The sequence below is a fragment of the Pseudomonas sp. KBW05 genome (genome assembly GCF_003852405.1).
GTDB lineage: Bacteria > Pseudomonadota > Gammaproteobacteria > Pseudomonadales > Pseudomonadaceae > Aquipseudomonas.
On record NZ_QAJM01000016.1, the window covers coordinates 253314 to 279969 of the forward strand.

23 protein-coding genes are annotated in these 26656 nt (G+C 61.0%); 16 read left to right on the forward strand and 7 right to left on the reverse strand.

What is annotated here, in order from left to right; genetic code table 11:
* Positions 1-4 precede the first annotated feature (4 nt).
* From tssK to tagH, 3 genes are read right to left on the reverse strand one after another with little or no spacing between them, the layout of a single operon-like run.
* A complete protein-coding gene (gene tssK / locus DBR46_RS15770) occupies positions 5-1339 on the reverse strand; it encodes a type VI secretion system baseplate subunit TssK (protein ID WP_124526938.1) in 1335 nt (444 codons plus the stop codon).
* A gap of 18 nt (positions 1340-1357) precedes the next feature.
* A complete protein-coding gene (tssJ, locus tag DBR46_RS15775) occupies positions 1358-1867 on the reverse strand; it encodes a type VI secretion system lipoprotein TssJ (protein ID WP_124526939.1) in 510 nt (169 codons plus the stop codon).
* A 54-nt stretch (positions 1868-1921) separates the two neighbouring features.
* Positions 1922-3187, reverse strand: a complete 1266-nt coding sequence (gene tagH, locus DBR46_RS15780) for a type VI secretion system-associated FHA domain protein TagH (RefSeq protein WP_124526940.1) — start codon at positions 3185-3187, stop codon at positions 1922-1924.
* Between the two features lie 394 nt (positions 3188-3581).
* Between tagH and tssA the strand changes: the two genes are divergently transcribed.
* From tssA to DBR46_RS15855, 14 genes are all read left to right on the forward strand, one after another.
* Positions 3582-4592 carry a type VI secretion system protein TssA gene (tssA, locus tag DBR46_RS15785; RefSeq protein ID WP_124526941.1) on the forward strand — a complete coding sequence of 337 codons (1011 nt, stop codon included), beginning with the start codon at positions 3582-3584 and terminating at the stop codon, positions 4590-4592.
* Between the two features lie 54 nt (positions 4593-4646).
* Entirely contained in the window at positions 4647-5153 is a 507-nt protein-coding gene (gene tssB / locus DBR46_RS15790; RefSeq protein WP_003195557.1) for a type VI secretion system contractile sheath small subunit, read from the forward strand.
* Between the two features lie 2 nt (positions 5154-5155).
* Positions 5156-6652, forward strand: coding sequence for a type VI secretion system contractile sheath large subunit (tssC, locus tag DBR46_RS15795; protein ID WP_017735733.1), 1497 nt, complete (start codon positions 5156-5158; stop codon positions 6650-6652).
* A 114-nt stretch (positions 6653-6766) separates the two neighbouring features.
* Positions 6767-7255: a type VI secretion system tube protein Hcp gene (locus tag DBR46_RS15800; protein WP_017735732.1), complete on the forward strand. Its 489-nt coding sequence runs from the start codon at positions 6767-6769 to the stop codon at positions 7253-7255.
* Between the two features lie 78 nt (positions 7256-7333).
* Positions 7334-7849: a type VI secretion system baseplate subunit TssE gene (gene tssE / locus DBR46_RS15805; protein WP_005792513.1), complete on the forward strand. Its 516-nt coding sequence runs from the start codon at positions 7334-7336 to the stop codon at positions 7847-7849.
* The gene (tssF, locus tag DBR46_RS15810; RefSeq protein ID WP_124526942.1) at positions 7846-9705 is read left to right on the forward strand and encodes a type VI secretion system baseplate subunit TssF; all 1860 of its coding nucleotides are present in this window, start codon (positions 7846-7848) and stop codon (positions 9703-9705) included. Before tssE ends, tssF begins: the two co-directional genes overlap by 4 nt.
* Positions 9669-10712, forward strand: coding sequence for a type VI secretion system baseplate subunit TssG (gene tssG, locus DBR46_RS15815; protein ID WP_124526943.1), 1044 nt, complete (start codon positions 9669-9671; stop codon positions 10710-10712). Before tssF ends, tssG begins: the two co-directional genes overlap by 37 nt.
* The gene (gene tssH / locus DBR46_RS15820) at positions 10705-13365 is read left to right on the forward strand and encodes a type VI secretion system ATPase TssH (RefSeq protein WP_124526944.1); all 2661 of its coding nucleotides are present in this window, start codon (positions 10705-10707) and stop codon (positions 13363-13365) included. The genes tssG and tssH overlap by 8 nt, the downstream gene beginning before the upstream one ends.
* Before the next feature lie 159 nt (positions 13366-13524).
* Positions 13525-15468 (forward strand): type VI secretion system Vgr family protein, encoded by a 1944-nt coding sequence (locus tag DBR46_RS15830; RefSeq protein WP_124526946.1) that lies wholly within the window; start codon positions 13525-13527, stop codon positions 15466-15468.
* Between the two features lie 15 nt (positions 15469-15483).
* Positions 15484-15918 carry a DcrB-related protein gene (locus tag DBR46_RS15835; RefSeq protein ID WP_124526947.1) on the forward strand — a complete coding sequence of 145 codons (435 nt, stop codon included), beginning with the start codon at positions 15484-15486 and terminating at the stop codon, positions 15916-15918.
* A 12-nt stretch (positions 15919-15930) separates the two neighbouring features.
* Positions 15931-20295 carry an RHS repeat-associated core domain-containing protein gene (locus tag DBR46_RS15840; RefSeq protein ID WP_158619156.1) on the forward strand — a complete coding sequence of 1455 codons (4365 nt, stop codon included), beginning with the start codon at positions 15931-15933 and terminating at the stop codon, positions 20293-20295.
* The gene (locus DBR46_RS15845) at positions 20292-20732 is read left to right on the forward strand and encodes an SMI1/KNR4 family protein (protein ID WP_124526948.1); all 441 of its coding nucleotides are present in this window, start codon (positions 20292-20294) and stop codon (positions 20730-20732) included. Before DBR46_RS15840 ends, DBR46_RS15845 begins: the two co-directional genes overlap by 4 nt.
* Positions 20733-20895: 163 nt before the next feature.
* On the forward strand, positions 20896-21447 hold the full coding sequence (locus DBR46_RS15850) for a hypothetical protein (protein WP_124526949.1): 552 nt from the start codon (positions 20896-20898) through the stop codon (positions 21445-21447).
* The gene (locus tag DBR46_RS15855; RefSeq protein WP_124526950.1) at positions 21444-21752 is read left to right on the forward strand and encodes a hypothetical protein; all 309 of its coding nucleotides are present in this window, start codon (positions 21444-21446) and stop codon (positions 21750-21752) included. The genes DBR46_RS15850 and DBR46_RS15855 overlap by 4 nt, the downstream gene beginning before the upstream one ends.
* A gap of 157 nt (positions 21753-21909) precedes the next feature.
* On the opposite strand, the gene DBR46_RS30565 is transcribed toward DBR46_RS15855, so the two are convergent.
* The 4 genes from DBR46_RS30565 to DBR46_RS15880 all read right to left on the reverse strand — a co-directional run bounded on the left by DBR46_RS30565 (position 21910) and on the right by DBR46_RS15880 (position 24956).
* Entirely contained in the window at positions 21910-22872 is a 963-nt protein-coding gene (locus tag DBR46_RS30565; protein ID WP_256659314.1) for a hypothetical protein, read from the reverse strand.
* Between the two features lie 264 nt (positions 22873-23136).
* Positions 23137-23412 (reverse strand): HU family DNA-binding protein, encoded by a 276-nt coding sequence (locus DBR46_RS15870; protein ID WP_003213368.1) that lies wholly within the window; start codon positions 23410-23412, stop codon positions 23137-23139.
* 191 nt (positions 23413-23603) lie between these two features.
* Positions 23604-24752: an NAD(P)/FAD-dependent oxidoreductase gene (locus DBR46_RS15875; RefSeq protein ID WP_124526952.1), complete on the reverse strand. Its 1149-nt coding sequence runs from the start codon at positions 24750-24752 to the stop codon at positions 23604-23606.
* Positions 24753-24788: 36 nt separating this feature from the next.
* On the reverse strand, positions 24789-24956 hold the full coding sequence (locus DBR46_RS15880; RefSeq protein WP_015886569.1) for a rubredoxin: 168 nt from the start codon (positions 24954-24956) through the stop codon (positions 24789-24791).
* Positions 24957-25152: 196 nt separating this feature from the next.
* Here DBR46_RS15880 and DBR46_RS15885 point away from each other — a divergent pair, with 196 nt between their 5' ends.
* Both DBR46_RS15885 and ubiA read left to right on the forward strand, forming a co-directional pair.
* The gene (locus DBR46_RS15885) at positions 25153-25716 is read left to right on the forward strand and encodes a chorismate lyase (protein WP_124526953.1); all 564 of its coding nucleotides are present in this window, start codon (positions 25153-25155) and stop codon (positions 25714-25716) included.
* Positions 25716-26606 (forward strand): 4-hydroxybenzoate octaprenyltransferase, encoded by an 891-nt coding sequence (ubiA, locus tag DBR46_RS15890; protein WP_124526954.1) that lies wholly within the window; start codon positions 25716-25718, stop codon positions 26604-26606. Before DBR46_RS15885 ends, ubiA begins: the two co-directional genes overlap by 1 nt.
* The last annotated feature ends 50 nt before the right edge of the window (positions 26607-26656 follow it).

Here is a 26656-nt window from a genome sequence, read left to right on the forward strand (position 1 = left end):
CGGTTTATCCTCGGATCGCCCAGAAGGCCAGGTTCAAGCCCGGGAACTGCCCGGCGATATGGAAGGCGAAACCGCCGGAATTGTGCAGTTGCTGCCAATGCTCGCTGCCGCGATCCAGCTCGTAGTAGGTGGAACCGGCGTGATACGGGATCTGCCGTGGTGCCACCGGCAACGGCAGCAGGCTGATGCCCGGCAGTTGCAGGTTGACCATGTCGCGGATGTGCTCCACCGAGCCGACTTTGCTTTGCTGGCCGAAACGTGCGCGCAGGGTTTCGGCGGGCACGTCGGCGCGCACCACCAGGATGAAACTGGCGCTGTCGAGCAGGGTTTTGTCGGCCAGCATCGCCACGTGGATGCCGTAGGCCTTCTCCACAATCGGGATCGGCGTGGCCTTGCTGTCGATCAGCATCGACAGCGCTTCACGCAACGCCAGCATCACCGGAGCGAAGCTCAGGGCCAGGTCGTCGTGTTGGTACTGCGGGTATTCCTGCGGGCGCCGGCCAGAAGTGGAGAAGGTCGAGAACTCGCCGGCCAGGCTCACCAGTTCGCTGAAGAAACGCTCCGGGTGCAGCGGGCTCAACTGGTTGAAATGCTGGATCAGCGGCTGCGCGCGGTTGACCAGTTGCAGCAGCATGAAGTCGGCAATCTCCGACGCACCACCGGCGCCCGAAGCGACTACGCGGCCCGCCAATGCCTCGCCACGCTGGTGCAGCAGGCCCAGCAGTTCGCTGCGAAAGGCCGCCAGCGGTTTGCTCGCGGCCACGTCGAGCACCGGTGGGATGTAAGTGTCGTCGAGCACCAAGGCGCGGTCGGCGCGTTTTTCCTTGATGCGCACCAGACCGATGGCGGCGTAGTCGCTGATGCCGTCTTGTGCGGTCAGCAGGCGCAGGGCGCGGGAGCCCACGGCCACCGGCGCACGGTTTTCGAACGGCGCGTTGTCGTCGCGCACTTCGCGCACCTGGCTCACATAACGCGCGGCTTCCAGGGCTTCGCCCTCATCCACGGTGTCGCGGGCGCCGGCACGCTTGAGCGGCAAGGCCAGGTAGACCAGGCCGTCGCGCAGGTTGTCGTCGATATTCAGCGGGCTCGGCGCCAGGTCATCCTGGGGGATGTTGAACGGCGTGCCATCGGGCAACAGGCCGCGTGCCGAAACGATGGCGAGCTTGCCCTGGGCCAGCAGGCCCTGGTCGATCAGCAACTCGGAAAAGCCCCAGCTGCCTGCGGACAACGGGCGGCTGCGGGCGTCGATCAGGTTTTCCAGGTAACGGTCATGCTGCTGGAAGTGCTGCGTTCCGATGAACATGCCTTCCGACCAGACCACGCGATTGTTCCAGGACATGGGGGCTCCGATTGCTTGTTATTGGGCTGGGCTGGATGGGGAGACCACGACGTCGGCGCGCACGGCACGCACATCGAGGCTGATCTGGTATTCGGTGTATTGGCGCGCGGGCACGTTGATCACCGTGCGCCATTGCGCGCGGTCCAGTTCTCGGTAGCCCACCAGCAAACCGATCTGGCGAGTGGACGGGTCAAGGTCACGCTGAATGCTCAATTGCTGGCCGGGCTGCACCACCACTTCGTCCTGGTCGAGCAAATCCAGACCGAGGGTGGATTGGGCGCGGTCGGCCAGGGCGAAGTAATCGGAGCGGGCGAAGGTGGCGGCGTTTTTCAGTTCGAAGATGCGCACCCGCACCGGGGCGGCCTGACCATTGGCGCCGGGGTTGAGCCCGCTGATCGCGTGGAAGTGCAACTCGATGGCAGCGGTGTCCGCTTCAACCTCAGGGGTCGCGGCGGGCGCGACGGCGTCTTTGGCACACGCCGTCAGCAGCAGCACGGTGGCGACTGCGAGTAAAAACCTGGGAATCATCCTGCGTCCTCAATGACGTACTTAGCTATCCGTTAAATCCATGTGGTGCGGTTTTTAGCGACGCTGTCGTGCGCTGTGGTCTTCGTAGGCGCGGCTGAATTCGCGGCCGAACAGGTCCTGGAAATCGTCCTGGGCCTCGCGGGAAATATTGCTGTAGAGCTCGGTGAACTGCTGCCAGTACTGGGCCTGGCGCGAACCGTTGAACAGGCTCGACAAGCCGCCGGGCTTGCCCATGCGCTCTTCCAGTTGCGCCGGTTCAAAGCGCGTGAGCAGGTGCTTGATCGCCGCTTCCACCCCGGCCATCACCGCCAGTTGGTGGGCGCGCAGGTCGTTGAAACTGTCACGCACGGCGGCATCCGGCGCCATAAACGCCTGGTTGCCGTGGCGAAGCAGCAGCAGTAACGCTTCGTCGGCGTTCGGGGCGAATTTCAACGGATTGTTTTCGGCGGGCTGGATCATCGTCTGCTGCATGCGGAACTCGCCCTTGAGGCTGGCGCGGGCACGCAATACGTCGATCAGGCCTTCGACCATCAGGCGGTAGCTGCGGCCGATATTTTCCATCTGGGCAGCGGCATCGGCGGTGTCCAGGCGCAACTGGTCGAGGCCGGCGCCACGCAGGAAGGCTTGCAGCAGGTCGGCTTGGGGCGCGGTATCGGCCACCGGTGGCGGCTGGATAACCGGCGCAACGACGGGCGCGGGCGCGTCGGCCAACAGGTCCCAGTCATCCGGGATCACCGCACCCGACATCACGGGCTTTTCCACGGCTACAGGGGTCGGCGGGCGGAAGTCGTGCTGCTCGCTGGGCACATGATCGGCCACGGTCGGCGGCGGTACGGCGCTGGGGCTGAGGAAGTCGAACAGGTCCGGCAGGGTGTCCATCGACGAGGCGCCCTGGAACTGCGGCGCGATCACCGGCTGGCTCGCCACGGCGCCCATCAGCGCTTCAAAACTGTTCGCGGCATCGGCGGCAAAAGGCTGGTTGTCGCTGGCCTGCACGTTGAAGTCGATACGCGCCTGGATCTCGTAGTCACCGATACGGATCAACTCGCCATTTTGCAGGAGCTCGCTGTTGCCCCGACGCAGGCGAATACCGGCGTTCACCAACTCCACACCGTTGGTGCTGTTATCGGTTAAATAATAACGGCCATCTTTGTACTGAATAACGCAATGTTGCGAGGAGACGAGGCGCTCAGGGTCAGGCAATACCCAGTCATTATCCAAACTGCGGCCAATAGCCATCACGCCCTGATCCATGGACTTTTCGGCGCATTGCCCTGGGGTAATCTTGTGATAACTAGTGATAGTCAAACACAGCGACATCTTGCCTCCTTGCTGATACTTCGCGCGCGCTCTACTTCCTGGACGTTAGTTCCAGAAAGTCTCTCCATAAGGTCGTGCAACCCACCGTAAAACCTTGCAACACCCGCACAATTGCTGATCTTAACCGGGCTCCATGACAAAAATCCTGTCCCGGTATGTCGTTAGACCCACCAGTCGCGCAGAGTTGTTAAGCACCGCACATCTGTCACAGAGGGCGAATAGCTTACCTTGACAAGGCGTAAGTACTACACCAAAAATGCACAACTTCTCAGATAGGCGTGATGGCACACTAGTGGCATCTTGCTTATAAGACCGAGAAAACATGCAAAGTTCCTCGCGCAACTAATGCATGCATTGCCCGCCATCTAACGGGCTGATAAGGAGATCAAATTCAGTGGATGTGCCGTTGCTGCTCGCCGCCTTTTCCGCGAATTCGCCGTGTGGCGAAGACATGGAATATGACGCGGACTTTCTTCAACTAGAGCGTGCCGCCAAGGGCCAACCCGAGCGCAGCATGGGCGACTCGATCCTGCCCGCTGAGCCACCGCAATGGCGCGACATCCAGCAGCAGAGCCTCGACTTGCTGCAGCGCAGCAAAGACCTGCGCATCACCCATTTCCTGTTGCAAAGTGCCCTTGCCCTCCAGGGTGTGGCCGGGTTGGCGCAAACCCTCTCGTTGATCAACGCACTGCTGCGTGACTACTGGGCCGAGCTGCATCCGCGCCTGGACGCCGACGACGATAACGACCCCACCGTGCGCATCAACGCCCTCACCGGCCTGACCTGCGACACCAACATCCGCCTGCTGCGCGAAAGCATCCTCACGCGCTCGCGCACCTTCGGCCCGGTGAGCCTGCGCGCGGCGCTGAACGCCAGCGGCCTGCAGTCATTTGCCGATGAACAACTCGGTGCCCAGCAGCTCAATGCCGCGTTTCTCGACAGCGACCCCGAGCAGCTGCAAGCCACCCGCGATGCGTTGAGCGCCGCGCGTGCGGCCTGCGAAGCCATCGAGCAACAGGTCAACGAACAGGTCGGTTCCGCCCAGGGCGTGGACCTCAGCGCCTTGAAGCAACCGCTCAAGCAGGCGTTGCAAATCCTCAATCAAGCCGTACCCGGCAGCAGCGTTCCCGAGGCCGTCAGTGAAGACAATGCCCCCTCGGTCGAATCCGCCGCCGCCCCCGCAGCATCACGCCCCCTGGGCGATATCGCCAACCGTGATGACGTGCTGCGCAGCCTCGACAAGATCCTTGCGTACTACACCCGGCACGAGCCTTCGAGCCCGCTGCCGGTGCTGTTGAACCGGGCGAAGAATCTGGTGCACGCCGACTTTGCGGCAATCGTGCGCAATCTGATTCCCGACGGCATGTCCCAATTTGAAAACCTGCGCGGCCCGGACGGCGAGTAAACCGCCCGGCCGTGCAGTAACAACACCGTCGCTCAAGCGACCAGGAGCAGCAACGTGGCGAAGCAAAGTTCTCAGAAATTCATCGCGCGCAACCGCGCGCCTCGGGTGCAGATCGAGTACGACGTCGAGCTCTACGGCGCCGAAAAAAAGGTCCAGCTGCCCTTCGTGATGGGCGTGATGGCTGACCTCGCCGGCAAGCCCGCCGAGCCTCTGGCGCCGGTGGCGGATCGCAAGTTCCTCGAAGTGGACGTGGATAATTTCGACTCGCGCCTCAAGGCCATGCAGCCGCGCGTAGCGTTCCATGTGCCGAATGAGCTGACCGGCGAAGGCAACCTGAGCCTGGACATCACCTTCGAAAGCATGGACGACTTCAGCCCGGCCGCCGTGGCCCGCAAGGTCGATTCGCTGAACCAACTGCTCGAAGCCCGTACCCAACTGGCCAACCTGCTGACCTACATGGACGGCAAGACCGGCGCTGAAGAAATCATCATGAAGGCGATCAAGGACCCGGCACTGCTGCAAGCACTTGCCAGCGCGCCCAAGCCTGCAGGGGAGCAGTAATCATGAGTGACAATACCGCCCGCGAAGGCGCGCCGATCCTGGGTGCCACCGAGGAAGCCAGCGAGTTCGCCAACCTGCTGCTGCAAGAGTTCAAGCCCAAGACCGAGCGTGCCCGCGAAGCCGTGGAAACCGCCGTGCGCACCTTGGCCGAACAGGCTCTGGCGCAAACCGATCTGGTGTCCAACGACGCGATCAAGTCGATTGAATCGATCATCGCCGCCATCGACGCCAAGCTCACCGCCCAGGTCAACCAGATCATCCACCACCAGGATTTCCAGCAGTTGGAAAGCGCCTGGCGTGGCCTGCACTACCTGGTCAACAACACCGAGAGCGATGAGCAGCTGAAGATCCGCGTGCTCAACATCTCCAAGCCGGACCTGCACAAGACCCTGAAGAAATTCAAGGGCACCGCGTGGGACCAGAGCCCGATCTTCAAGAAGATGTACGAAGAAGAATACGGCCAGTTCGGCGGCGAACCTTACGGTTGCCTGGTGGGCGACTACTACTTCGACCAGTCGCCACCGGATGTGGAATTGCTGGGCGAGCTGTCGAAAGTCTGCGCCGCCATGCACGCCCCGTTCATCGCTGCGGCTTCGCCGACTGTGATGGGCATGGGCTCGTGGCAGGAACTGTCGAACCCGCGCGACCTGACCAAGATCTTCACCACCCCGGAATACGCCGGCTGGCGCTCCCTGCGTGAATCGGAAGACGCGCGCTACATCGGCCTGACCATGCCGCGCTTCCTCGCGCGCCTGCCGTACGGCGCCAAGACCGACCCGGTGGAAGCCTTCGCCTTCGAAGAAAACACCGACGGCGCCGACAGCTCCAAGTACACCTGGGCCAACGCTGCCTACGCGATGGCGGTGAACATCAACCGTTCGTTCAAGCACTACGGCTGGTGCTCGCGCATCCGTGGCGTGGAGTCCGGCGGTGAAGTTGAAAACCTGCCGGCCCACACGTTCCCTACCGATGACGGTGGCGTGGACATGAAGTGCCCGACCGAAATCGCCATCAGCGACCGCCGTGAAGCGGAGCTGGCGAAGAACGGTTTCATGCCGCTGCTGCACAAGAAAAACACCGACTTCGCCGCGTTCATCGGCGCGCAATCGTTGCAGAAACCGGCCGAATACGACGACCCGGACGCCACCGCCAACGCCAACCTGGCCGCGCGCCTGCCGTACCTGTTCGCCACGTGCCGCTTCGCCCACTACTTGAAGTGCATCGTGCGCGACAAGATCGGTTCCTTCAAAGAGAAGGACGAGATGCAGCGCTGGTTGCAGGACTGGATCCTGAACTACGTGGACGGTGATCCGGCCCACTCCACCGAAACCACCAAGGCCCAGCACCCGTTGGCAGCGGCCGAAGTGATCGTGGAAGAAGTCGAAGGCAACCCGGGGTACTACAACTCCAAGTTCTACCTGCGCCCGCACTATCAGCTGGAAGGGCTGACCGTGTCGCTGCGTCTGGTATCGAAGCTGCCTTCGGCGAAATCCGCCTAAACCATTCGCTCGTCTGTGGGAGGGGCTTTGTGTGGGAGCGGGCTTGCTCGCTCCCACACAAAGCCCCTCCCACACAAATCAAATTTCGTGGCCCACGCCACACAGGGAGAAAACATGGCTGTTGATATTTTCATCAAGATCGGCGACATCAAGGGCGAGTCCATGGACAAGGCCCACAAGGACGAAATCGACGTGTTGAACTGGAGCTGGGGCATGGCCCAGTCCGGCAACATGCACGTGGGCGGTGGCGGCGGTGCAGGCAAGGTGAATATCCAGGACCTGTCGCTGACCAAGTACGTCGACAAGGCCTCGCCGAACCTGATGATGCACTGCGCCAGCGGCAAGCACATCGACAAGGTCAAGCTCACCGTGCGCAAGGCCGGTGGTGAAAGCCAGGTCGAGTACATGGTGATCAACCTGGAAGAAGTGCTGGTCACGTCCCTGAGCACTGGCGGCTCGGGTTCCGATGATCGCCTGACCGAGAACGTCACCCTGAACTTCGCCCAGGTGATGGTCGACTACCAGCCACAGAAAGCCGACGGCACCAAAGACGGCGGCGCGATCAAGTTTGGCTGGAATATCCGTTCCAATACCAAGCGCTGATAGCCTTTGTGGCCGTGGCCCAGCGCCACGGCCGCAATTCAATTGTCCCTCTCACAACCCGTCCGTGGAGCTGCTTTGGTGGTCACTGAAATCGCTTCCCGCGACCGTCTGCAACCGTCCCTGCTGGACCGGTTGACCGATGACGATCCAACCAATCCCAAGGAAAGCGCCGACAAACGCGTGCTGTCCCTGACCCAATTGAAAGCCTCGGTTCTGCGCGACCTGGCGTGGCTGCTCAACACCACGTCGTTGCTGGATGCCGATGCCACGCTGCACACCCCGGCCGGTACCTCGGTGGTCAACTACGGCCTGCCGGCGCTGGCGGGCAACAGTGTGTCCAGCGTCGATATCAAGGCCCTGGAAGCGTTGATCTACCAGGCTATCGCCACCTTTGAACCGCGCATCCTGCGCCACACCTTGCGGGTCAAAGCCCGCGTCGGCCATGGCGAGATGAACCACAATGCGCTGAGTTTCGAGATCGAAGGTGACCTGTGGGCGCAGCCGGTGCCGTTGCGCCTGTTGCTGCAAACCGACCTCGACCTGGAATCCGGCCACGTGCGCGTGGTCAATGCCGACCAGCGGAGACGCCCATGAACCCGCGCCTGCTGGAGCTGTACAACCAGGAACTGCACCACGTGCGCGAAAGCGCCGCCGAGTTCGCCAAGGAATACCCGAAGATCGCCAGTCGGCTGACCCTGTCCGGTATGGACTGCGCCGACCCGTACGTCGAACGCTTGCTCGAAGGCTTTGCCTACCTGACTGCCCGCGTGCAGCTCAAGCTCGACGCCGAGTACCCGACCTTCACCCACAACCTGCTGGAAATCGCCTACCCGCACTACCTGGCGCCAACGCCATCGATGACCGTGGTGCAATTGCAGACCGACCCGGACGAAGGCTCGCTGGCCAGCGGTTTCCCCCTGCCCCGCGACACCGTCCTGCGTGCCGCGTTGGGCCGCGAAACCCAGACCTGCTGCGAGTACCGCACCGCGCACCCGGTGACGTTGTGGCCGCTGCAAGTGAGCAACGCCGAATACTTTGGCAACCCCGCCGCCGTGCTCGGGCGCCTGGCCGCCAGCGAACCGAAAGCCAAGGCCGGCCTGCGCCTGACCCTGCGCACCGGCGCCGAACTGCCGTTCAACAGCCTCGACCTGGAGACCTTGCCGCTGTACCTCAGTGGTGCGGATGAGCAACCATTCCGCCTCTACGAACAATTGCTCGGCAATGCCTGCGCGGTCTTCGCGCGCAAACCCGGGGGCGATTGGGTCGAGCGCTTGGCGCAGGATGCGCTGCGTTCCCGTGGTTTTGATGACGCCGACGCCGCCATGCCGGTGGTGGCGCGGGCGTTCCAGGGCTATCGCCTGTTGCAGGAATACTTCGCCCTGCCCCATCGCTATCTGTTCGTCGAGTTCGCCGAGTTGAGCCGCGCGGTCAAACGCTGCGACGGCCAGGAACTGGAACTGATCGTGCTGTTCGACCGCCACGAGCCGAGCCTGGAAGGCAGCGTCGGCGCGGCGCAGTTCCTGCCGTTCTGCACGCCAGCGATCAACCTGTTCCCGAAACGCGTGGACCGTATCCACCTGTCCGACCGGGTCAACGAACACCATGTGATCGCCGATCGCACGCGGCCGATGGATTTCGAAATTCATTCCCTCAACGGCCTCACCGGCCACGGCACCGGGCCGGAGCAGCCGTTCTTGCCGTTCTATGCGGTGCGCGATCCGTCACGTTACGGCCGCGACCAGGCTTATTACACAGTGCGCCGCGAACCCCGCGTGCTGTCCAGCGATCAGCGCCGCAACGGCCCGCGCTCCACCTATGTGGGCAGCGAAACCTTTGTCAGCCTGGTGGACAGCCGCCAGGCGCCGTACGGCCACGACTTGCGTCAGCTCGGCGTCACCGCGTTGTGCACCAACCGCGACCTGCCGCTGTTCATGAGCGTGGGCAACGGCAAGACCGACTTCACCCTGGCCGACAGCGCGCCGGTGTTGGCCGTGCGTTGCGTGGCCGGGCCGAGCCGCCCGCGCGCCAGCCATGCGCATGATGCCAAGGCGTGGCGATTGATCAGCCAGTTGTCGCTCAATTATTTGTCGTTGAGCGAACAAGGCCAGGGCGCCGGCGCCTTGCGTGAACTGCTGCGCCTGTACGGCGACAGCAACGACGCGGCGTTGCAATTGCAGATCGAAGGCCTGCGCGAAGTCAGCAGCAAGGCCGTGACCCGCCGCCTGCCGATGCCCGGCCCGATTGTGTTTGGCCGGGGTTTGGAGATCACCTTGGAGTTTGATGAAAACGCGTTTCGCGGCACCGGCGTGTTCCTCCTCGGCGCGGTGTTGGAGCGTTTCCTCGCGCGCTACGTGTCGATCAACAGCTTTACCGAAACGGTGATCCGCACCACCGAGCGCGGCGAGATCATGCGCTGGAAAGCCAAGCCCGGCCGGCGACCAACCCTGTGAAGACCCTGGATGCGATGCATCAGGAGCCCTGGGAATACGATTTCTTCCAGGCGCTGCGGCGGATCGAATGCGAATCGCCGGACCTGCCGCGCCTGGGCCATTCCCTGCGCCTGGCGGACGATCCGTTGCGCCTGGGCCAGCAGGCCGATTGCACCTTCGCCCCGGCCACGTTGGCTTCGGTCGATCCGGGTGGCGACGGCAAGCCCGCGCGCCTGGAGCAGTTCTTCTTCGGCCTCGGCGGCCCCAACGGCCCGCTGCCGCTGCACATCACCGAGTACGTGCGCGAGCGCCAGCGCAACAACGCCGACAGCACCAGCAAGCAATTCCTGGACGTGTTCCACCATCGCCTGCTCAGCCTGTTTTACCGGGCCTGGGCCGAGGCGCGGCCGACCGTCAGCCACGACCGCCCGCACGATGACTACTGGTCCGCCCGCCTCGCCGCCTTGAGTGGCCGTGGCATGCCGAGCCTGTTGAATCAGGGCTTGATCCCCGACACCGCGAAGCTGCACTACAGCGGCCACCTGTCGGCGCAAACCCGTTACCCGGACGGCTTGAAGGCGATCCTCGGCGAGTACTTCGGCCTGCCGGTGGCGATTGAAGAGTACGTCGGCCAATGGCTGGAACTGCCCGAACGCAGCCGCGTCGGCGTGAGCGCCAACCGCCTGGGTGTGGACTTTTGCTTGGGCAGCCATGTGTGGGACCGCCAGCATAAATTCCGCATCCGCCTCGGCCCGCTCAGCCTCGATGACTACATGGGCATGTTGCCCGGCCAGCAGCCGTTCAACGAGCTGGTGGCGTGGGTCGCCGAGTACCTGGGCCATGAATTGGACTGGGACTTGAACCTGGTTTTGCAACAACCCGAAGTGCCGGCGCTGCAACTCAATGGGCAGTTCCGCCTGGGCTTCAATACCTGGCTCGGTCAACCCGAGCGAGACGCCAACGACCTAATCCTGGCCCGGCATTACGCCGATCACGCCACCACCTCAAGGAATCCAGAGCATGGGTGAAATCAGTCGCGCCGCGCTGTTCGGCAAACTCAACAGCGTGGCCTACAAGGCCATCGAAGCCGCCACGGTGTTCTGCAAATTGCGCGGTAACCCGTATGTGGAATTGGCGCACTGGTTTCACCAGTTGCTGCAACTGCAGGACTCGGACCTGCACCGCATCATCCGCCAGTTCAACGTCGAACCAGCGCGCCTGGCCCGTGACCTCACCGAAGCCCTGGACCGCCTGCCGCGCGGCTCGACATCGATCACCGACCTGTCCTCCCATGTGGAAGAAGCCGTGGAACGCGGCTGGGTCTACGGCAGCCTGATGTTCGGCGAAAGCCAGGTGCGCACTGGTTACCTGGTGCTGGGCATCTTGAAGACGCCAAGCCTGCGCCATGCGCTGCTGGGCTTGTCCGCCGAGTTCGACAAGATCAAGGCCGAAGCCCTCAGCGAGCGTTTTGACGAATACGTCGGCGACTCACCGGAAAACGCCCTGAGCGCCAGCGACGGTTTTAATGCCGGCGTTCCCGGCGAAGCCAGCGGCGCCATGGCGCCGAGTGCCATGGGCAAGCAGGAAGCCCTCAAGCGCTTCACCGTCGACCTGACCGAACAGGCGCGCAGCGGCAAGCTCGACCCGATTGTCGGCCGCGACGAAGAGATCCGCCAACTGGTGGACATCCTCATGCGCCGCCGCCAGAACAACCCGATCCTCACCGGCGAAGCGGGCGTGGGCAAGACCGCCGTGGTCGAAGGTTTCGCCCTGCGCATCGTCGCCGGAGACGTGCCGCCAGCGCTCAAGGACGTTGAACTGCGCAGCCTGGACGTCGGCCTGCTGCAAGCCGGCGCGAGCATGAAAGGCGAGTTCGAACAGCGCCTGCGCCAGGTCATCGAAGATGTGCAGGCGTCGCCCAAGCCGATCATCCTGTTTATCGACGAAGCCCATACGTTGGTCGGTGCCGGTGGCGCTGCCGGCACGGGTGACGCGGCCAACCTGCTCAAGCCCGCCTTGGCTCGTGGCACCTTGCGTACCGTGGCTGCCACGACTTGGGCCGAGTACAAGAAACACATCGAGAAAGACCCGGCGCTGACCCGCCGTTTCCAGGTGGTGCAAGTCGCCGAACCGTCAGAAGACAAGGCGCTGCTGATGATGCGCGGCGTGGCCTCGACCATGGAAAAACACCATCAGGTGCAGATCCTCGACGAAGCCCTGGAAGCCTCGGTCAAGCTGTCCCACCGCTACATCCCCGCGCGCCAGTTGCCAGACAAATCCGTCAGCCTGTTGGACACCGCCTGCGCCCGCGTCGCCATCAGCCTGCACGCGGTGCCGGCGGAAGTGGACGACAGCCGCCGCCGCATCGAAGCCCTGGAAACCGAGCTGCAAATCATCGCCCGCGAACATGCCATCGGCATTGCGATTGGTGCGCGCCAGACCAACAGCGAAGCGCTGTTGAGTGCTGAACGTGAGCGTCTTGCCACCCTGGAAAGCCGCTGGGCCGAAGAAAAAGCCCTGGTGGACGAACTGCTCGCCACCCGCGCAACCCTGCGCGAAACCGCAGGCGTGGTCGACAGCGGCAACGATGGATTACGCGCCCAACTGGTGGACCTGCAACAGCGCCTCAGCGCCCTGCAAGGCGAAACCCCGCTGATCCTGCCCACCGTGGATTACCAGGCCGTGGCCTCGGTGGTCGCCGACTGGACCGGCATCCCGGTGGGCCGCATGGCGCGCAACGAACTGGAGACGGTGCTCAACCTCGACCAGCACCTGAAAAAACGCATCATCGGCCAGGACCATGCCTTGCAGATGATCGCCAAGCGCATCCAGACCTCCCGCGCCGGCCTCGACAACCCGAGCAAGCCGATTGGCGTGTTCATGCTCGCCGGCACCTCGGGCGTGGGCAAGACCGAAACCGCCCTGGCCCTGGCCGAAGCCATGTACGGCGGTGAGCAGAACGTAATCACCATCAACATGAGCGAGTTCCAGGAAGCCCACACCGTATCCACCCTCAAGGGCGCGCCACCGGGCTACATCGGCTACGGCGAAGGCGGCGTGCTGACCGAAGCGGTACGGCGCAAACCCTACAGCGTGGTGCTGCTGGACGAGGTGGAAAAAGCCCACCCGGACGTGCACGAGATCTTCTTCCAGGTGTTCGACAAGGGCGTGATGGAAGACGGCGAAGGCCGCGTGATCGACTTCAAGAACACTCTGATCCTGCTGACCACCAACGCCGGCACCGAGCTGATTTCCCACGTGTGCAAGGACCCGGCGAACGTGCCGCAGCCGGAAGAGATCGCCAAGGCGTTGCGCCAGCCGCTGCTGGAGATTTTCCCGCCGGCACTGCTGGGGCGCCTGGTGACGATCCCGTACTACCCGCTGAGCGACGAGATGCTCAAGGCGATCACCCGCCTGCAGCTGAACCGCATCAAGAAGCGCGTGGAGAGCACGCATAAGGTGGCGTTCGATTACGACGACGCGGTGGTCGACCTGATCGTCTCGCGCTGCACCGAGACTGAGAGTGGCGGGCGCATGATCGACACGATCCTGACCAACAGTTTGCTGCCGGACATGAGCCGTGAATTCCTCACGCGGATGCTGGAGGGCAAGGCGTTGGCGGGGGTGCGGATCAGTAGTCGGGATAACGAGTTGCACTACGCCTTCAGCGACGCCGATTGACCTGACGGAACGCGGAAAAACCTGTGGGAGCGGGCTTGCTCGCGAATGCGGTGTGTCAGTTGATACATCCGGCGACTGACACACCGCATTCGCGAGCAAGCCCGCTCCCACATTTTTGAGCCGGTTTCTTCAGGTATTACGACATTTACAGGACAACCGATGCTATTCAACCAAGCCTCACGCCTGGCCAAGATCACCAGCCCCCTCGGGCCGGATGTGCTGCTGCTCAATGCCATGGGCGGCGGTGAGGAGCTGGGGCGGCTGTTCAACTATGAGCTGCAACTGACGTCCCTGGACGCCAACATCGACCTCAACCAGTTGCTCGGCAAACCCATGAGCGTCGGCCTGCAATTGGCGGACGGCGGTGAGCGGCACTTCCACGGCATCGTCGCGCGGTGCAGCCAGGACATCGACCAGGGCCAGTTCGCCAGTTACCAGGTGGTGCTGCGCCCGTGGTTCTGGCTGCTCAGCCGCACCTCGGACTGCCGGATTTTCCAGAACCTGAGCATCCCGCAGATCATCAAGCAGGTGTTTCGCGACCTCGGTTTTTCCGATTTCGAAGACGCCCTGAGCCGCCCGTATCGCGAGTGGGAATACTGCGTGCAGTACCGCGAGACCAGCTTCGATTTCGTCAGCCGCCTGATGGAACAGGAAGGCATCTACTACTTCTTCCGCCATGAACAGGACCGCCATGTGCTGGTGCTGGCCGACGCCTATGGCGCCCACACCACGGTGCCGGGCTACGCGTCGATCCCGTATTACCCCAAGGACGAGCAGCAGCGCGAGCGCGACCATATGCACAACTGGCACCTGGCGCAGCAAGTGCAGCCGGGCTCGCTGGAGCTCAACGACTACGACTTCCAGCGCCCCAGCGCGAGCATCGACGTGCGCTCGGCCATGCCGCGCCCGCACACCGCCGGCGACTATCCGCTGTACGACTACCCCGGCACCTACGTGCAAAGCCAGGATGGCGAACATTACGCGCGCACCCGCATCGAAGCCCTGCAAACCCTGCATGAACAGATCGAGTTCAGCGGCAATGCGCGGGGCCTGGGCTCGGGGCATTTGTTCAGCCTCACCGGCTTCAGTCGCCAGGACCAGAACCGCGAATACCTGATCGTCGGCATTCGCTACCACATCACGCAAGAGAGCCTGGAAAGCGGCGGCGGCTCGGGCGCGGCGCAGTTCAGCAGCAGCCTGAACTGCATCGATGCCCAGCAAAGCTTCCGCCCGCTGGCCAGCACCCATCGGCCCATCGTCAAAGGCCCGCAGACCGCGCTGGTGGTGGGGCCCAAGGGCGAGGAAATCTGGACCGACCAGTACGGCCGCGTGAAGGTGCACTTCTACTGGGACCGTCACGACCAATCCAACGAAAACAGCTCGTGCTGGATTCGGGTGTCGCAATCCTGGGCCGGCAAGAACTGGGGCTCGATGCAGATCCCGCGGATCGGCCAGGAAGTGATTGTGAGTTTTCTTGAGGGTGATCCCGACCGGCCGATCATCACCGGGCGCGTGTACAACGCCGAACAGACGGTGCCTTACGACTTGCCGGAGAACGCCACGCAAAGCGGCATGAAAAGCCGCTCCAGCAAGGGCGGCACGCCGGCCAACTTCAATGAAATCCGTATGGAGGACAAGAAGGGGCTAGAGCAGTTGTACATCCACGCCGAGCGCAATCAGGACATCGTGGTGGAGGTGGATGAGAGCCATTCGGTGGGGCATGACCGCAACAAGAGCATCGGGCATGACGAGGTGGTGACCGTTGGCAATGACCGCCTACGTGCGGTCAAGCATGACGACATGCTCATGGTGGGCTTCAGCAAGACCGACGCCATCAGCAAAAGCTACTTGATCGAGGTGGGTGAAAACCTGCGCCTGGTCTGTGGCAAAAGCGTGCTGGAGCTCAATGCCAGCGGGCAGATCAACCTCACCGGTGTGCAGATCAATGTGTATTCCGAAGGCAGCTCCGAGATCAATACCGGCGGCAACCTGCATTTGAACATTGGCGGCAAGGGCGGCACCACGCCCATGGGCCAAGGGATCAAGGGCGAAATAGATGCTGCCGTCAATTCCATGTTTCCCAAGCCGCCGTCCGGCCAATAACGAGACCCGTGTTTCATGACCTACCGACTCAACGAACTGCAATTCACGTTGCCCAGCGATGAGGTTCAGGATGCTTCTATCAACATCCTGAAATTCGCTACGCTGGGCACGTCATTAATCGTCAGCCGAAGCCTCCTGGGTGACGGCGAGACGTTGCAGAGTAATTTTGAAGAGCAGCTGGCCAAGCTCGAAAAACAGGTGCAAGACCTGCGCTACCAGCCAGCCCAGGCCGTGCGCGTGGGCGCGGCGCAGGATATCGACGCCATCGAAGTGCATAACCAGTTCAGCCAAGGCACCGAGCGTATCTACCAATACCAGCTGGCGCTGCTGATTCCGGGAACCCGGCAGATGCTTGCCCTCAGTTATGTCAAAGCCCAGCCCCTGGGCAACGCCGAAAACGCCCACTGGGTGACGATCAAAAACACCCTGCTGCTGAACGCAAAACCTTGAAGCCCTTCTTCCATGTCTGACGCACTCTGGGCGGCGCGCCTCGGCGACGGCTTGCTTCACACCTCGGCGATGGCCGACATCCTCGGTGGCGTGTTGGAAATTGCCGCCAACATCGCGATTACAGCGGTCGCGACTGCTGCGATTGTGGCTGCCACAGGCATTACGGTGGTGACCGGCGGGCTCGGCTGCTTTGTGCTGGGCGCGGTGGTTGGCATCATCGTCGGCGTGGGCATGAGCAAGACGGGGGCGGACAAAGGGCTGACCAAGCTGTGCGACTGGATAGGCAGCGCGTTATTTCCGCCGGTGGTGATGGCGACCATTGCCACCGGCTCACACAACACCTTCACCAATGGCCTGCCTTCCGCGCGCGCGGCAGGCGCCATCGGCCCCGTCAGTTCACAACCCAGCGAAGGTGGCAGCCCTGAAGAGGCCAGCTACCTGGACATGGCCAAGGGTTTCTTTGCGCAGATGTGGCGGCCCACCGTGGCGGTGCCAGCACCAGGGGCAGTCCCCAAGCCACTGGATATTGTGATCTGCACCAAGCATCCGCCCATGCCGCCGCAGTTCATTGCCGAAGGCTCCAGCAAGGTCACCATCAACGGCCAGCCGGCAGCCCGCAGCGGCGACCGCAGCACCTGCGACGCCTCGATTGTCGAGTCGGGAATGATCTCCAGCAATGTGCGCATTGGTGGCGGCCCGGTGGTCGTCCGCGAGATCCGCAGCGGCAAGACGCCAGGGGTTGGGCTGGCCGTGACGGCGTTGTTGATGCTGCGCGGTGGTGGGTCGAAGTTCTTCAGCAAATTGCCGTGCATGGTCGTGGGTGGGCTGGTGTCGTGGGGCACCAGCCAGGTGACCAATGCCATGACCTCGGCAGTGGTCGGTTCGCCCAACCCGGTGCATAGCCCGACGGGCGCGAAGATTCTCGACGGTGAGGATGACCTGGATTTCGTCCTGCCCGGCCTGCTCCCCATCGAATGGCAGCGCTATTACAGCAGCCGGGACGAGCGCCGCGACGGTCTATTCGGTGCCAGTTGGAGCGTGATTTACGAGATCTTCGTCGAGATCAGTGCGCACCCCGAAGGTGGCGAGCAACTGATCTATACCGATGAACAGGCACGACAGATCGACATGGGCGTCATCCCCTTGGGTGGCGCGGTATTCAGCGCCGGCGAAGGCTTGAGCGTGCGGCGCAATACCAATGGCCAGCTGTTGATTGAAAGCGTCGATGGCCTCTATCGGCTGTTCGAACCAACGCCGGGCACGCCCTCGCATCTGCGCCTGAGCCAGTTGGGTGATCGCAATGACAACCGTATCTTCCTCGACTATGACGCCCAAGGGCGCCTGAACCAGCTGCGCGATACCTTTGACCAAGGGTGCGTCGAACTGGGCTATAGCCAGCAGTGGCCAGGACGCGTCGAGCGCGTTGACCGCCTGTATCCCGATCACGGTCAGGAGACACTGGTCAGTTATGTCTACGACGCACGGGGCGACCTGGCTGAAGTTCGCGATACTACTGGGCTCACGCAACGCCGCTTCGCCTATGACAGCGCTCAGCGCATGGTCGAGCACCAGTTGCCCACCGGGCTGCGTTGCTACTACCAGTGGGCCTGCGTGGACGACAGCGAATGGCGCGTCGTGCGGCACTGGACCGACGAGGGCGACGAGTACCGGTTCGACTATGACTTGTCGGCCGGCGTGACCCGGATCACGGATGGCTTGCAGCGTGTCAGCACGCGCCGCTGGAACCCGCAGTACCAAATCACCCAGTACACCGACAACCTGGGCAAGACCTGGCAATTCGCCTGGAACGACGAGCGTCAGTTGCTCAGCGCGACCGACCCGCAAGACGGCCAGTGGCAGTTCAGCTACGACGAGTCCGGCAATTTGTGCAGCACCCAGGACCCCTTGGGCCGTATCGAATCGACATTGTGGCTGGAACATTGGTCGCTGCCGTTGGTGGAGACCGATGCTGCAGGGAGCGCATGGCAGTATCAGTACGATCAGCGGGGCAATTGCGTCAGTGAGATCGACCCGTTGGGGCATGTCACGCGTTATCGCTATGACGCCTTTGGCCAGGTGGTGGAAATCATCGATGCCACGCAAAAGAGCAAAACCCTGCGCTGGAATGAAACGGGGCAGCTGATCCAGCATATCGACTGCTCGGGGTACCCCACCGCGTTTGAGTATGACTACCGGGGCCATTTGCAGGTGGTCATCGACGCATTGGGCGAGCGCCTGCGCTATCAACACGACAGCCAGGGCCGCCTGCTGCAAACCGAAATGCCGGATGGACGCACCGAGCACTACCAGCGCGACACCAGCGGCCTGCTGATTGGCTATACCGATGCGGCCGGCCACACCACCCGCTACCAATATGGCCGCCGTGGACAAGTGCGCCAGCGGATCGACGCCCAGGGTCGGCAGATCGAGTTCCGCTACGACGCCTACGGCCACTTGCAGACGCTCACCAATGAAAACGGCGAGCACTACCGTTTTACCTGGGACCAGGGCGACCGCCTCACGGCGCAGCAAGACCTCGATGGCAGCGCCCGGCGGTACGCCTATGACTCGTTGGATAATCTGGCGGGCGTCGAATACGTGCCCTCGACGGATGCGCCCGCTATCGTGCATCGCATGGAGCGCGACGCCGTCGGTCGCCTGTTGGTGAAGCACACCGCTGATGGTCGTACCGACTATGCCTACAACCCTGTGGACCAACTCACCGCCGTCACCTTTACCGATAACAATGAGACGACCCAGGCGCTGGCCTTTGCCTACGACCCTCTTGGCCAGTTGCTCACCGAACAAAGCGCCGCCGGCAGCCTGAATTACCACTACGATGAACTCGGCAACCTGATCCAGACCCAACTGCCGGACGGCCGCTGGCTCAATCGCCTGTACTACGGCAGCGGCCACCTGCATCAGATCAACCTCGATGGCCGCGTCATCAGCGACTTCGAGCGCGACCGCCTGCACCGTGAAGTGCTGCGCACCCAGGGTCAGATCACCACCCGCAGCGAATACGACCGCAGCGGCCGCGTGCGCTCGCGCATCCGCCGCCCCAACGGCCAGCCCACGCAACTGCCGGCGGCCCAGCAAACACACTTCGACTACGACCCGGCCGATAACCTGATCGGCCGCTTGGAGCGCGACCGCGACAACCGCCGAGACCAGCGCCAACTGCTGCACTACGACGCCACCGGCCGCATCATCGCCAGCCAGGACAACGTCCAGGGGCAGCGTGAAACCTTCGCCTACGATGCCGCCGCCAATTTGCTCGACGGCCCGCCAGCCAATGCGGGTCTCGTGGTGCATAACAAGCTCTTGACCTACCAGGACAAGCGCTACCGCTACGACGGCTTCGGCCGGATGATCGAAAAGCACAGCACTGCACGTGGCTTGCAGCGTTTTACCTACGATGCCGAACACCGCTTGATCGAAGTACGCAGCCAGAAGAATGGGCGGGAAACGGTCGTGAACATGACCTATGACCCGCTCGGTCGGCGAATCGCAAAAACCGAGCACGACAGCCACGGCTATCCGCTGGGAGAAACTCGATTCGATTGGGAAGGTTTACGCCTGCTACAGGAGCACCGGCACAGCCAGACCAGCCTCTACATCTACGAAGAAGACAGCTATGCGCCGCTGGCCCGCGTGGATGGAACCGGCGAGCATCAAAGCGTGCGCTACTACCATAACGACCTGAATGGGTTGCCTGAGCAACTGACCGAGGCGGACGGCAAAACCGTTTGGCAGGCGCGGTATCAGGTGTGGGGCAATACCGCTGAAGAGGTGCGCGAAGCGTACTTCATCGAAGAACAGAACTTACGGTTCCAGGGGCAATATCTGGACCGGGAGATCGGGCTGCACTACAACACGTTTCGGTTTTATGATCCGGATGTGGGGCGGTTTACTACGCCGGATCCGATTGGGTTACTAGGTGGCGTCAACCTCTATCAGTACTCACCAAACCCCATCACGTGGATTGATCCACTGGGTTGGGCTCCAGCAAAACCGGGCGACGTTATTGACTATGGAAAAAGCGCGCCAGGCTTCGAAAAACACCATGGGATACTCGATGCATGGTCCAAGCACAACATCAAGGACTACGTATCTCGAAACGGCCAAACCCCAACCGTAGTGATGACTGTAGACCAACACAATGCCACCAAAGAGGTTGCTAAAGACTGGGTTCAAAAGAAAACAGGGAAACGCGGTTTTAAAGGTTTCGATTGGAAGAAGGTGTCGAAATTCGAAATACTCAGGCTGTCCAACAAAATGTTTGCAGCCGCCGAGGCTAAAGGTTTCCCGAAGGCTTCACGTGGTTTGTACAACAAAGCAATGAAAACCTATCTGCGTAAAGGATGCGGAAGATGAGCCTGATTAAAATCGTGGACTTGATTGAGAACGCTGACTGCACAACATCACCCTCTACTGGGTTACCGAGTCATCCAGTCCCAGATGACTTGGCGGAATTTTATAAGTCCTACAGCAGTGCGGTGTTCTACCCACAGGCACGGTACAGCTTCACGATTCAGGCGCCAGATCTCGAACGCTCCGACTTCGTGATCATGAATGAAGACTTGGAAGATCCCGACTCTGCCAACTGGTACGCGTTGGTTAAATGTGAAGATCAAGTCATTTCAATTGATCTGACACCAGGCCCGCACTTTGGGTACTGCTATGACTCGTTCTGGGACAGCTATCCGACGGCCGATGAGAGCACGCTGATCGCAAAATCCTTCACTGAGCTGGTGGAGAGAATCATCAAGTCTGGAGGAAAAAACCTATTCTGGATACCCGGTCACAGTTGATAGCGAGACAACACGTGTGTGGTAATCAAAATCCTGCCCTAACTTAAGACAATGGACGGGTAACGGGGACTCATTTATTCACCGCTCCATCTATCTTTACAGCCAAAATAAATCTGTCCCCTTTCTCACAAAAACCAACGCGTAAATCCAAAGGCCCTGGTAGATGCTGAATAAAATTACGTGGCAAGAAGGCAAGGTGCTCAGCTTAAAACTGAAAGATGATCTTTTTACGCTTGTGCAGATGAGAAAAAATTTCTACCTCCAGTTTTTTGACTTGAGAAGTGCTCAAGATACTTGGACAGACGTAGACCTCGAAAAAGCTGACACCTTGTTTTTCATTTTCACGTCCACGAAGGCCTTAAAAGGCCTGGCCGTCAGTACGCAATCACAGGAGAAAATCTCCTTAGATAAGCGTTCCGCCGAGAAGAAAATGCTCAGGGCTATCATCGGCGGCGACTACGGAGCCGACCTGATAGAGCTGACCGACTCTTTTGAAACACTTGACGCGACCACGCTAAAAACAAATTTAATCGTCGCCGACGATCTGGACATTATTTATAAGTATGAACTTTCAGGCATGATCGGCGACCCGGAAAAGCTGAAAAACCGTCTGATCAATTATTTTGACAACGGCATTAACTGGGACACGTCCAAGGAATTTCTTTTTAAAGGAATACCGACGCCCCCGGCAAAAATCAAAAACGAACAGCCATGAAAAATACAGAATTAAACTACTGTCGAACTCATCGCCTTAATCTGGAAGGCGAAGAAGAACTGGTCGCCGGCATCAAGGTCGTGTTCGACAGACTTATCGATCACCTGCTACGCCTTCCGGAGGATACGGATCAACCGACTATCCTGGCCTGCTTCAAACAATGCATGTTTGATATCAACGATTTTGAGCAAGACATCGAAACTGTTGAGCGTGAATCCATATTTGAGAATATCTATGCCTTAGGGGAGATCATGGGGCTTGATCCAGCAACAGAGTACGCCGAGGAATGGCGAGGCGACTGGTGAAAGCTTTGCAGCACCATTTCACGCTGTACAGCGGCGGCAGGATCACTAGACAGCAACAAAAAATGGGCACCCGACCCAGTCGGCGTGCCCATTTTTTGGTAACGGGGACTGATTTATTTACCGCTCCAAATAAATCAGCCCCCTTTATCCATCCTATCTATTCAGCATCTGCTTCCGCGTTTTTTATCAGACGCTTCAGCATTTTGTTCATGTGCACGTAGCGCTTCTCAATGACCGCCATGCGAGACGCTGCCGTCGGCGTTTCCGATGACTCCGGCGCCACATACGGGTCGTAGACAAGCCCGTATCGTTTCGCGATTTCTTTCATCTGGTCTTCTGTGGCGTTCATCCTGCTTTCAAGAGCGTTCAAGCGCGAGTCCACATCAGTTGCCGCGCCAGGATCTTTACCCACCGCCTTGGCATCCGGCCCCTCATTTATGGAGAGTATGGTGTTGACGATTACTTCCGTTTTTATTTCAGCATTCTCAAGACGCACGTCTAATTTTTGCTGTTCTGTCGCGGAAGGATCGTTAGTGCTAACCGTACCGTCTGCGTTCTTTTTTTCAGCGCCCGGCATTTTGGCCTGTGCGTCAATCCTGTCCGCTATGGCCCGAGAGGCCACATGTTCCCCGACGCTAAAGGGCAAGCCAATCAGTGTGCTTACGCCATGACTTATAAACGAGCTACGAGCACTGTTGGCAAGTTGACTCGAAATCGGCGGAAGCACGTTTTTATTGTGCAAATCGGAAATTGTTTTCGAGCCGTTGACGGCATCTCTCGACCCATTTGGCCCACCCGCTGGTTTTGGCTTTGGTGGCTTCGCTGTTGGCGGCTTCGGTGGCGTTGGTGCTGGCGGATTTGGCTTCGGCTTCGGCTTTGTCTTTGTCTTTGGCTTGAAAAAATTTAAAAACCCGCGTGTTTTCCTAGTTTTCATCTCCTCTTCACTCGCCATCGGATATTGAGAAGAACGCCCGCTCTTATTACCCAGATCGTGTTCAACTTTCAAGCCGCTCGCAACGTCCTGCTGTTTATCTGTGACTGTCGGTGCTTTAACACCCTGAGTGCCGGGTTGAGCCGACGGAATCTGCAAATGGGTATACGGCTGATCAGACAGTTTCATAACTACACCTCTTAAACTTAATTGAGAGAGTGCTCCCTGCAACCTCGACGTTTAAGTAACATTTCACCCATAGAGGTTCCGGCGTTTTGAAAAAAACGCACTAAGACGAATACAAACTGTTGCAACACTCGTCTGTTCAAGCCATTTAAGCGTGCATATGAACGTAGACACCTACTTGCCTTGCCCCAACAAAAATGGGCACCCGACCCAGTCGGCGTGCCCATTTTTTCTACCACCCCGCCTCCCTTCGAGGCGATACCGCTCTTACGGGTTGACGCTGTCTTTGAGCGACTTGCCCGGCTTGAACGCAACGGTGTTGCTGGCCTTGATCTTCACCGGCTCACCGGTTTGCGGGTTTTTGCCGGTGCGGGCGCCGCGATGGCGTTGCAGGAAAGTGCCGAAGCCAACCAGGGTGACGCTGTCCTTGCGGTGCAGGGCGCCGGTGATTTCTTCGAGAACGGCGTTGAGGACGCGGTTGGCCTGTTCTTTGGTGAGATCCGCTTTTTCAGCGATGGCGGCTGCGAGTTCTGGTTTACGCATGAGTGAAGCCTCTTTGACGGTTTTTTGTTGTTATGTCCGTGCTGCTCTCTAACGGAGCAGCGCCCAAGGCGCCGCAGGCTCTACTCTGCGGCAGACGGGAGTGAGGATGGCATGCCCTCCGACGCTGCGCCAGTGTCGCGGCGACCTTTCTGGGGGTAGGAACGTGCTGATTCCGACAGAACGACCGCTATTTACGCCAGCAACGGTGGAAGTTCTTTGTTCAGGGCCAGTTTGTCCATGACAGCGCCGCCGGTCAGCGCATAACCCAGCAGGCGGCCGCCGGCGTCGCGGCACAGGGCCTTGATGTCGGCGCCCTGGCCTTCGACGCTCCACACGCCTTCGCTGCCCCGTGGCGGCGGTGAAACCACCAGCGGGCAGATCGGGGTTTTCACGGTGATGGGCATCGGCCCGTAGCTGACCGCCGTCGCATTGCCGGCCAACGTCTGGGCCAGGGCGCGGGCGCAGCTCATCAGCGGCATCACGTACAGCAGGTTCAGGCCATCGACCTCGGCGCAATCGCCCAGGGCGTAGATATTCGCGTGGGAGGTCTTCAAGTGGCGGTCTACAGTAACGCCGCGACTGGTCTGCAAGCCGGCGGCAGCGGCGAGGTCGACCCGTGGACGCAGGCCGATGGCCGAGACCACCAGGTCGCAGTGGATCACTTCCCCGTCCGACAGGTGCGCTTCCAGGCCGTCAGCACTGCGCTGCAAGCGGTTGAGCACCGGGCCCAGGTGGAAACGCGCGCCGAGGCCTTCCAGGCCAGCCTGCACCGCAGCGGCAGCGGCCGGATGCAGCAGGGTCGGCATGACTTGCTCGCACGGTGCCACCAGGTCGATCTCGTAGCCGCCGAGGATCAGGTCATTGGCAAACTCGCAGCCGATCAGGCCGGCGCCGAGCAGCAGCACGCGGCGCTTGCCGGCCGCTGCGGCGCGAAAGCGCGCGTAGTCTTCCAGGTCATTGATCGGGAAAATCAGCTCAGCCGCATCACCTTCCACCGGCACACGCACGGTTTCGGCGCCCCAGGCCAGGATCAGGTCGCGATAGGCCACCGCCTCCTCGCCGATCCACAGGCGCTTGTGGCCCGGGTCGATGCCGCTGATGCGGGTATGGGTGCGCACTTCGGCCTTGAGTTGCTCGGCCATGGCGCCAGGTTCAGCCATGCTCAGGCCATCGGCGTCCTTGTTCTTGCCAAAACCGGTGGAGAGCATGGGCTTGGAGTAGGAGCGCCCGTCATCCGCAGTGATCAGCAGCAATGGGGTCTCGCTGTCGAGCTTGCGAAACTCCCGGGCCAGGTTGTAGCCGGCCAATCCGGTGCCGATGATCACGACAGGTGCGTTCATTCCTTTCTCCTTGTAATACGTTTCATTGCTTAAAAATTAACCGATCTCGATCATTTCGAAATCCATCTTGCCCACGCCGCAGTCCGGGCACAGCCAATCTTCCGGGACGTCTTCCCAACGGGTACCAGGCAGGATTCCGTCATCCGGCCAGCCGTCTTTCTCGTCATAGATCAGGCCGCAGACTACACATTGCCACTTCTTCATTACTTGCTTCCTCAGGGTCCAGGCAGGTTGGCCGACGGTCGATAGATCCAGCGTTGCCGTACGGCTCAGGGCGTTTTGTACTGATCGGGGCGTGCAGATGCAAGCATGATCGACGCAAACGGCGGCCCCACCCCGGCAAAAGGCCAGGGTGCCATGGTAAGCTCGCCGCCTCTTTTGCTGCCAATACTGACTCACCGTGCCGCACTCAATCGCCCTTCCCGATGCTTGCCACTGGCTGACCCAGAGCCTTCTGCGCCCAATGCCTGGGCCCCTGACCGTCAACTGGCTGTTCAACGAAGACTCGCTGACGCGCCGGCTGACGTGGCTGTCCAACGACGGTTTCAGCGTGACGCCGCTGTTCGAAGGCTGGCAGCCGCTGCGGGACGACGAATGCGCCGCCCTGGGGCTCGTCCCGGCCACCGTCGGCTGGGTACGCGAGGTGTATTTGCGCGGCCAAGGCCAGCCGTGGGTGTTTGCCCGCAGCGTGGCGTCGCGCAGTGCGTTGCAAGGTGATGGGCTGCACATGGATGAGCTGGGCAGCCGGTCCCTGGGCGAGTTGCTGTTCTGCGACCAGGCGTTCACCCGCCAGGCGATCGAGGTGTGCCATTACCCGCGCCACTGGTTACCAAGCGCCGATCAGGCCGACGGGCTGTGGGGCCGCCGCTCGCGTTTTGATCGCGGGGCCTTGAGCGTACTGGTCGCGGAAGTCTTCTTGCCGAGCTTCTGGCATGCCTTGCATGCCCACCCGGAGAACTGCTGATGTATCAACGTCTGCTCAAATCCTTGAACCACCTGAACCCCAGGGCGTGGGATTTCATCCAGTTGACGCGCATGGACAAGCCCATCGGCATCTACCTGCTGCTGTGGCCGACGTTGTGGGCGCTGTGGATCGCCGGCAAGGGCTCGCCGTCCCTGCTCAACATCGTGATTTTCGTGCTCGGCGTGGTGCTGACCCGTGCCGGCGGCTGCGTGATCAACGACTGGGCCGACCGCAAGGTCGACGGCCATGTGAAACGCACCGAGCAGCGCCCACTGGTGAGCGGCAAGATCAGCTCGAAAGAGGCCCTGGTGTTTTTTGCCGTGCTGATGGGCATCAGTTTCCTGCTGGTGCTGCTGACCAATGCCAGCACCATCCTGCTGTCCCTCGGCGGCCTGGCGCTTGCGGCGAGCTACCCGTTCATGAAGCGCTACACCTATTACCCGCAGGTGGTGCTGGGTGCGGCGTTTTCCTGGGGCATGCCGATGGCGTTTACCGCTGAGACCGGCAGCCTGCCTGCCACTGCGTGGCTGCTGTACATCGCCAACCTGCTGTGGACGGTGGGTTATGACACCTATTACGCCATGACCGACCGCGACGATGACTTGAAGATCGGCGTGAAGTCCACGGCCATTCTGTTTGGCGATGCGGATCGCGTGATTATCCTGACCCTGCAAGGGCTGGCGCTGGTGTGCCTGTTGCTGGCGGGCGCGCGGTTTGAGCTGGGGGGCTGGTTCCACTTGGGATTGGTTGCCGCGGCGGGCTGTTTTGCCTGGGAGTTCTGGTACACGCGGGACAGGGACCGGATGAAGTGCTTCAAGGCGTTCCTGCATAACCATTGGGCGGGGTTGGCGATTTTTGTGGGGATTGTGCTGGATTACGGGTTGCGGTGAGTGCCGTTTCTTGTGGTGACTGTACTGACGCTTTCGCGAGCAAGCCCGCT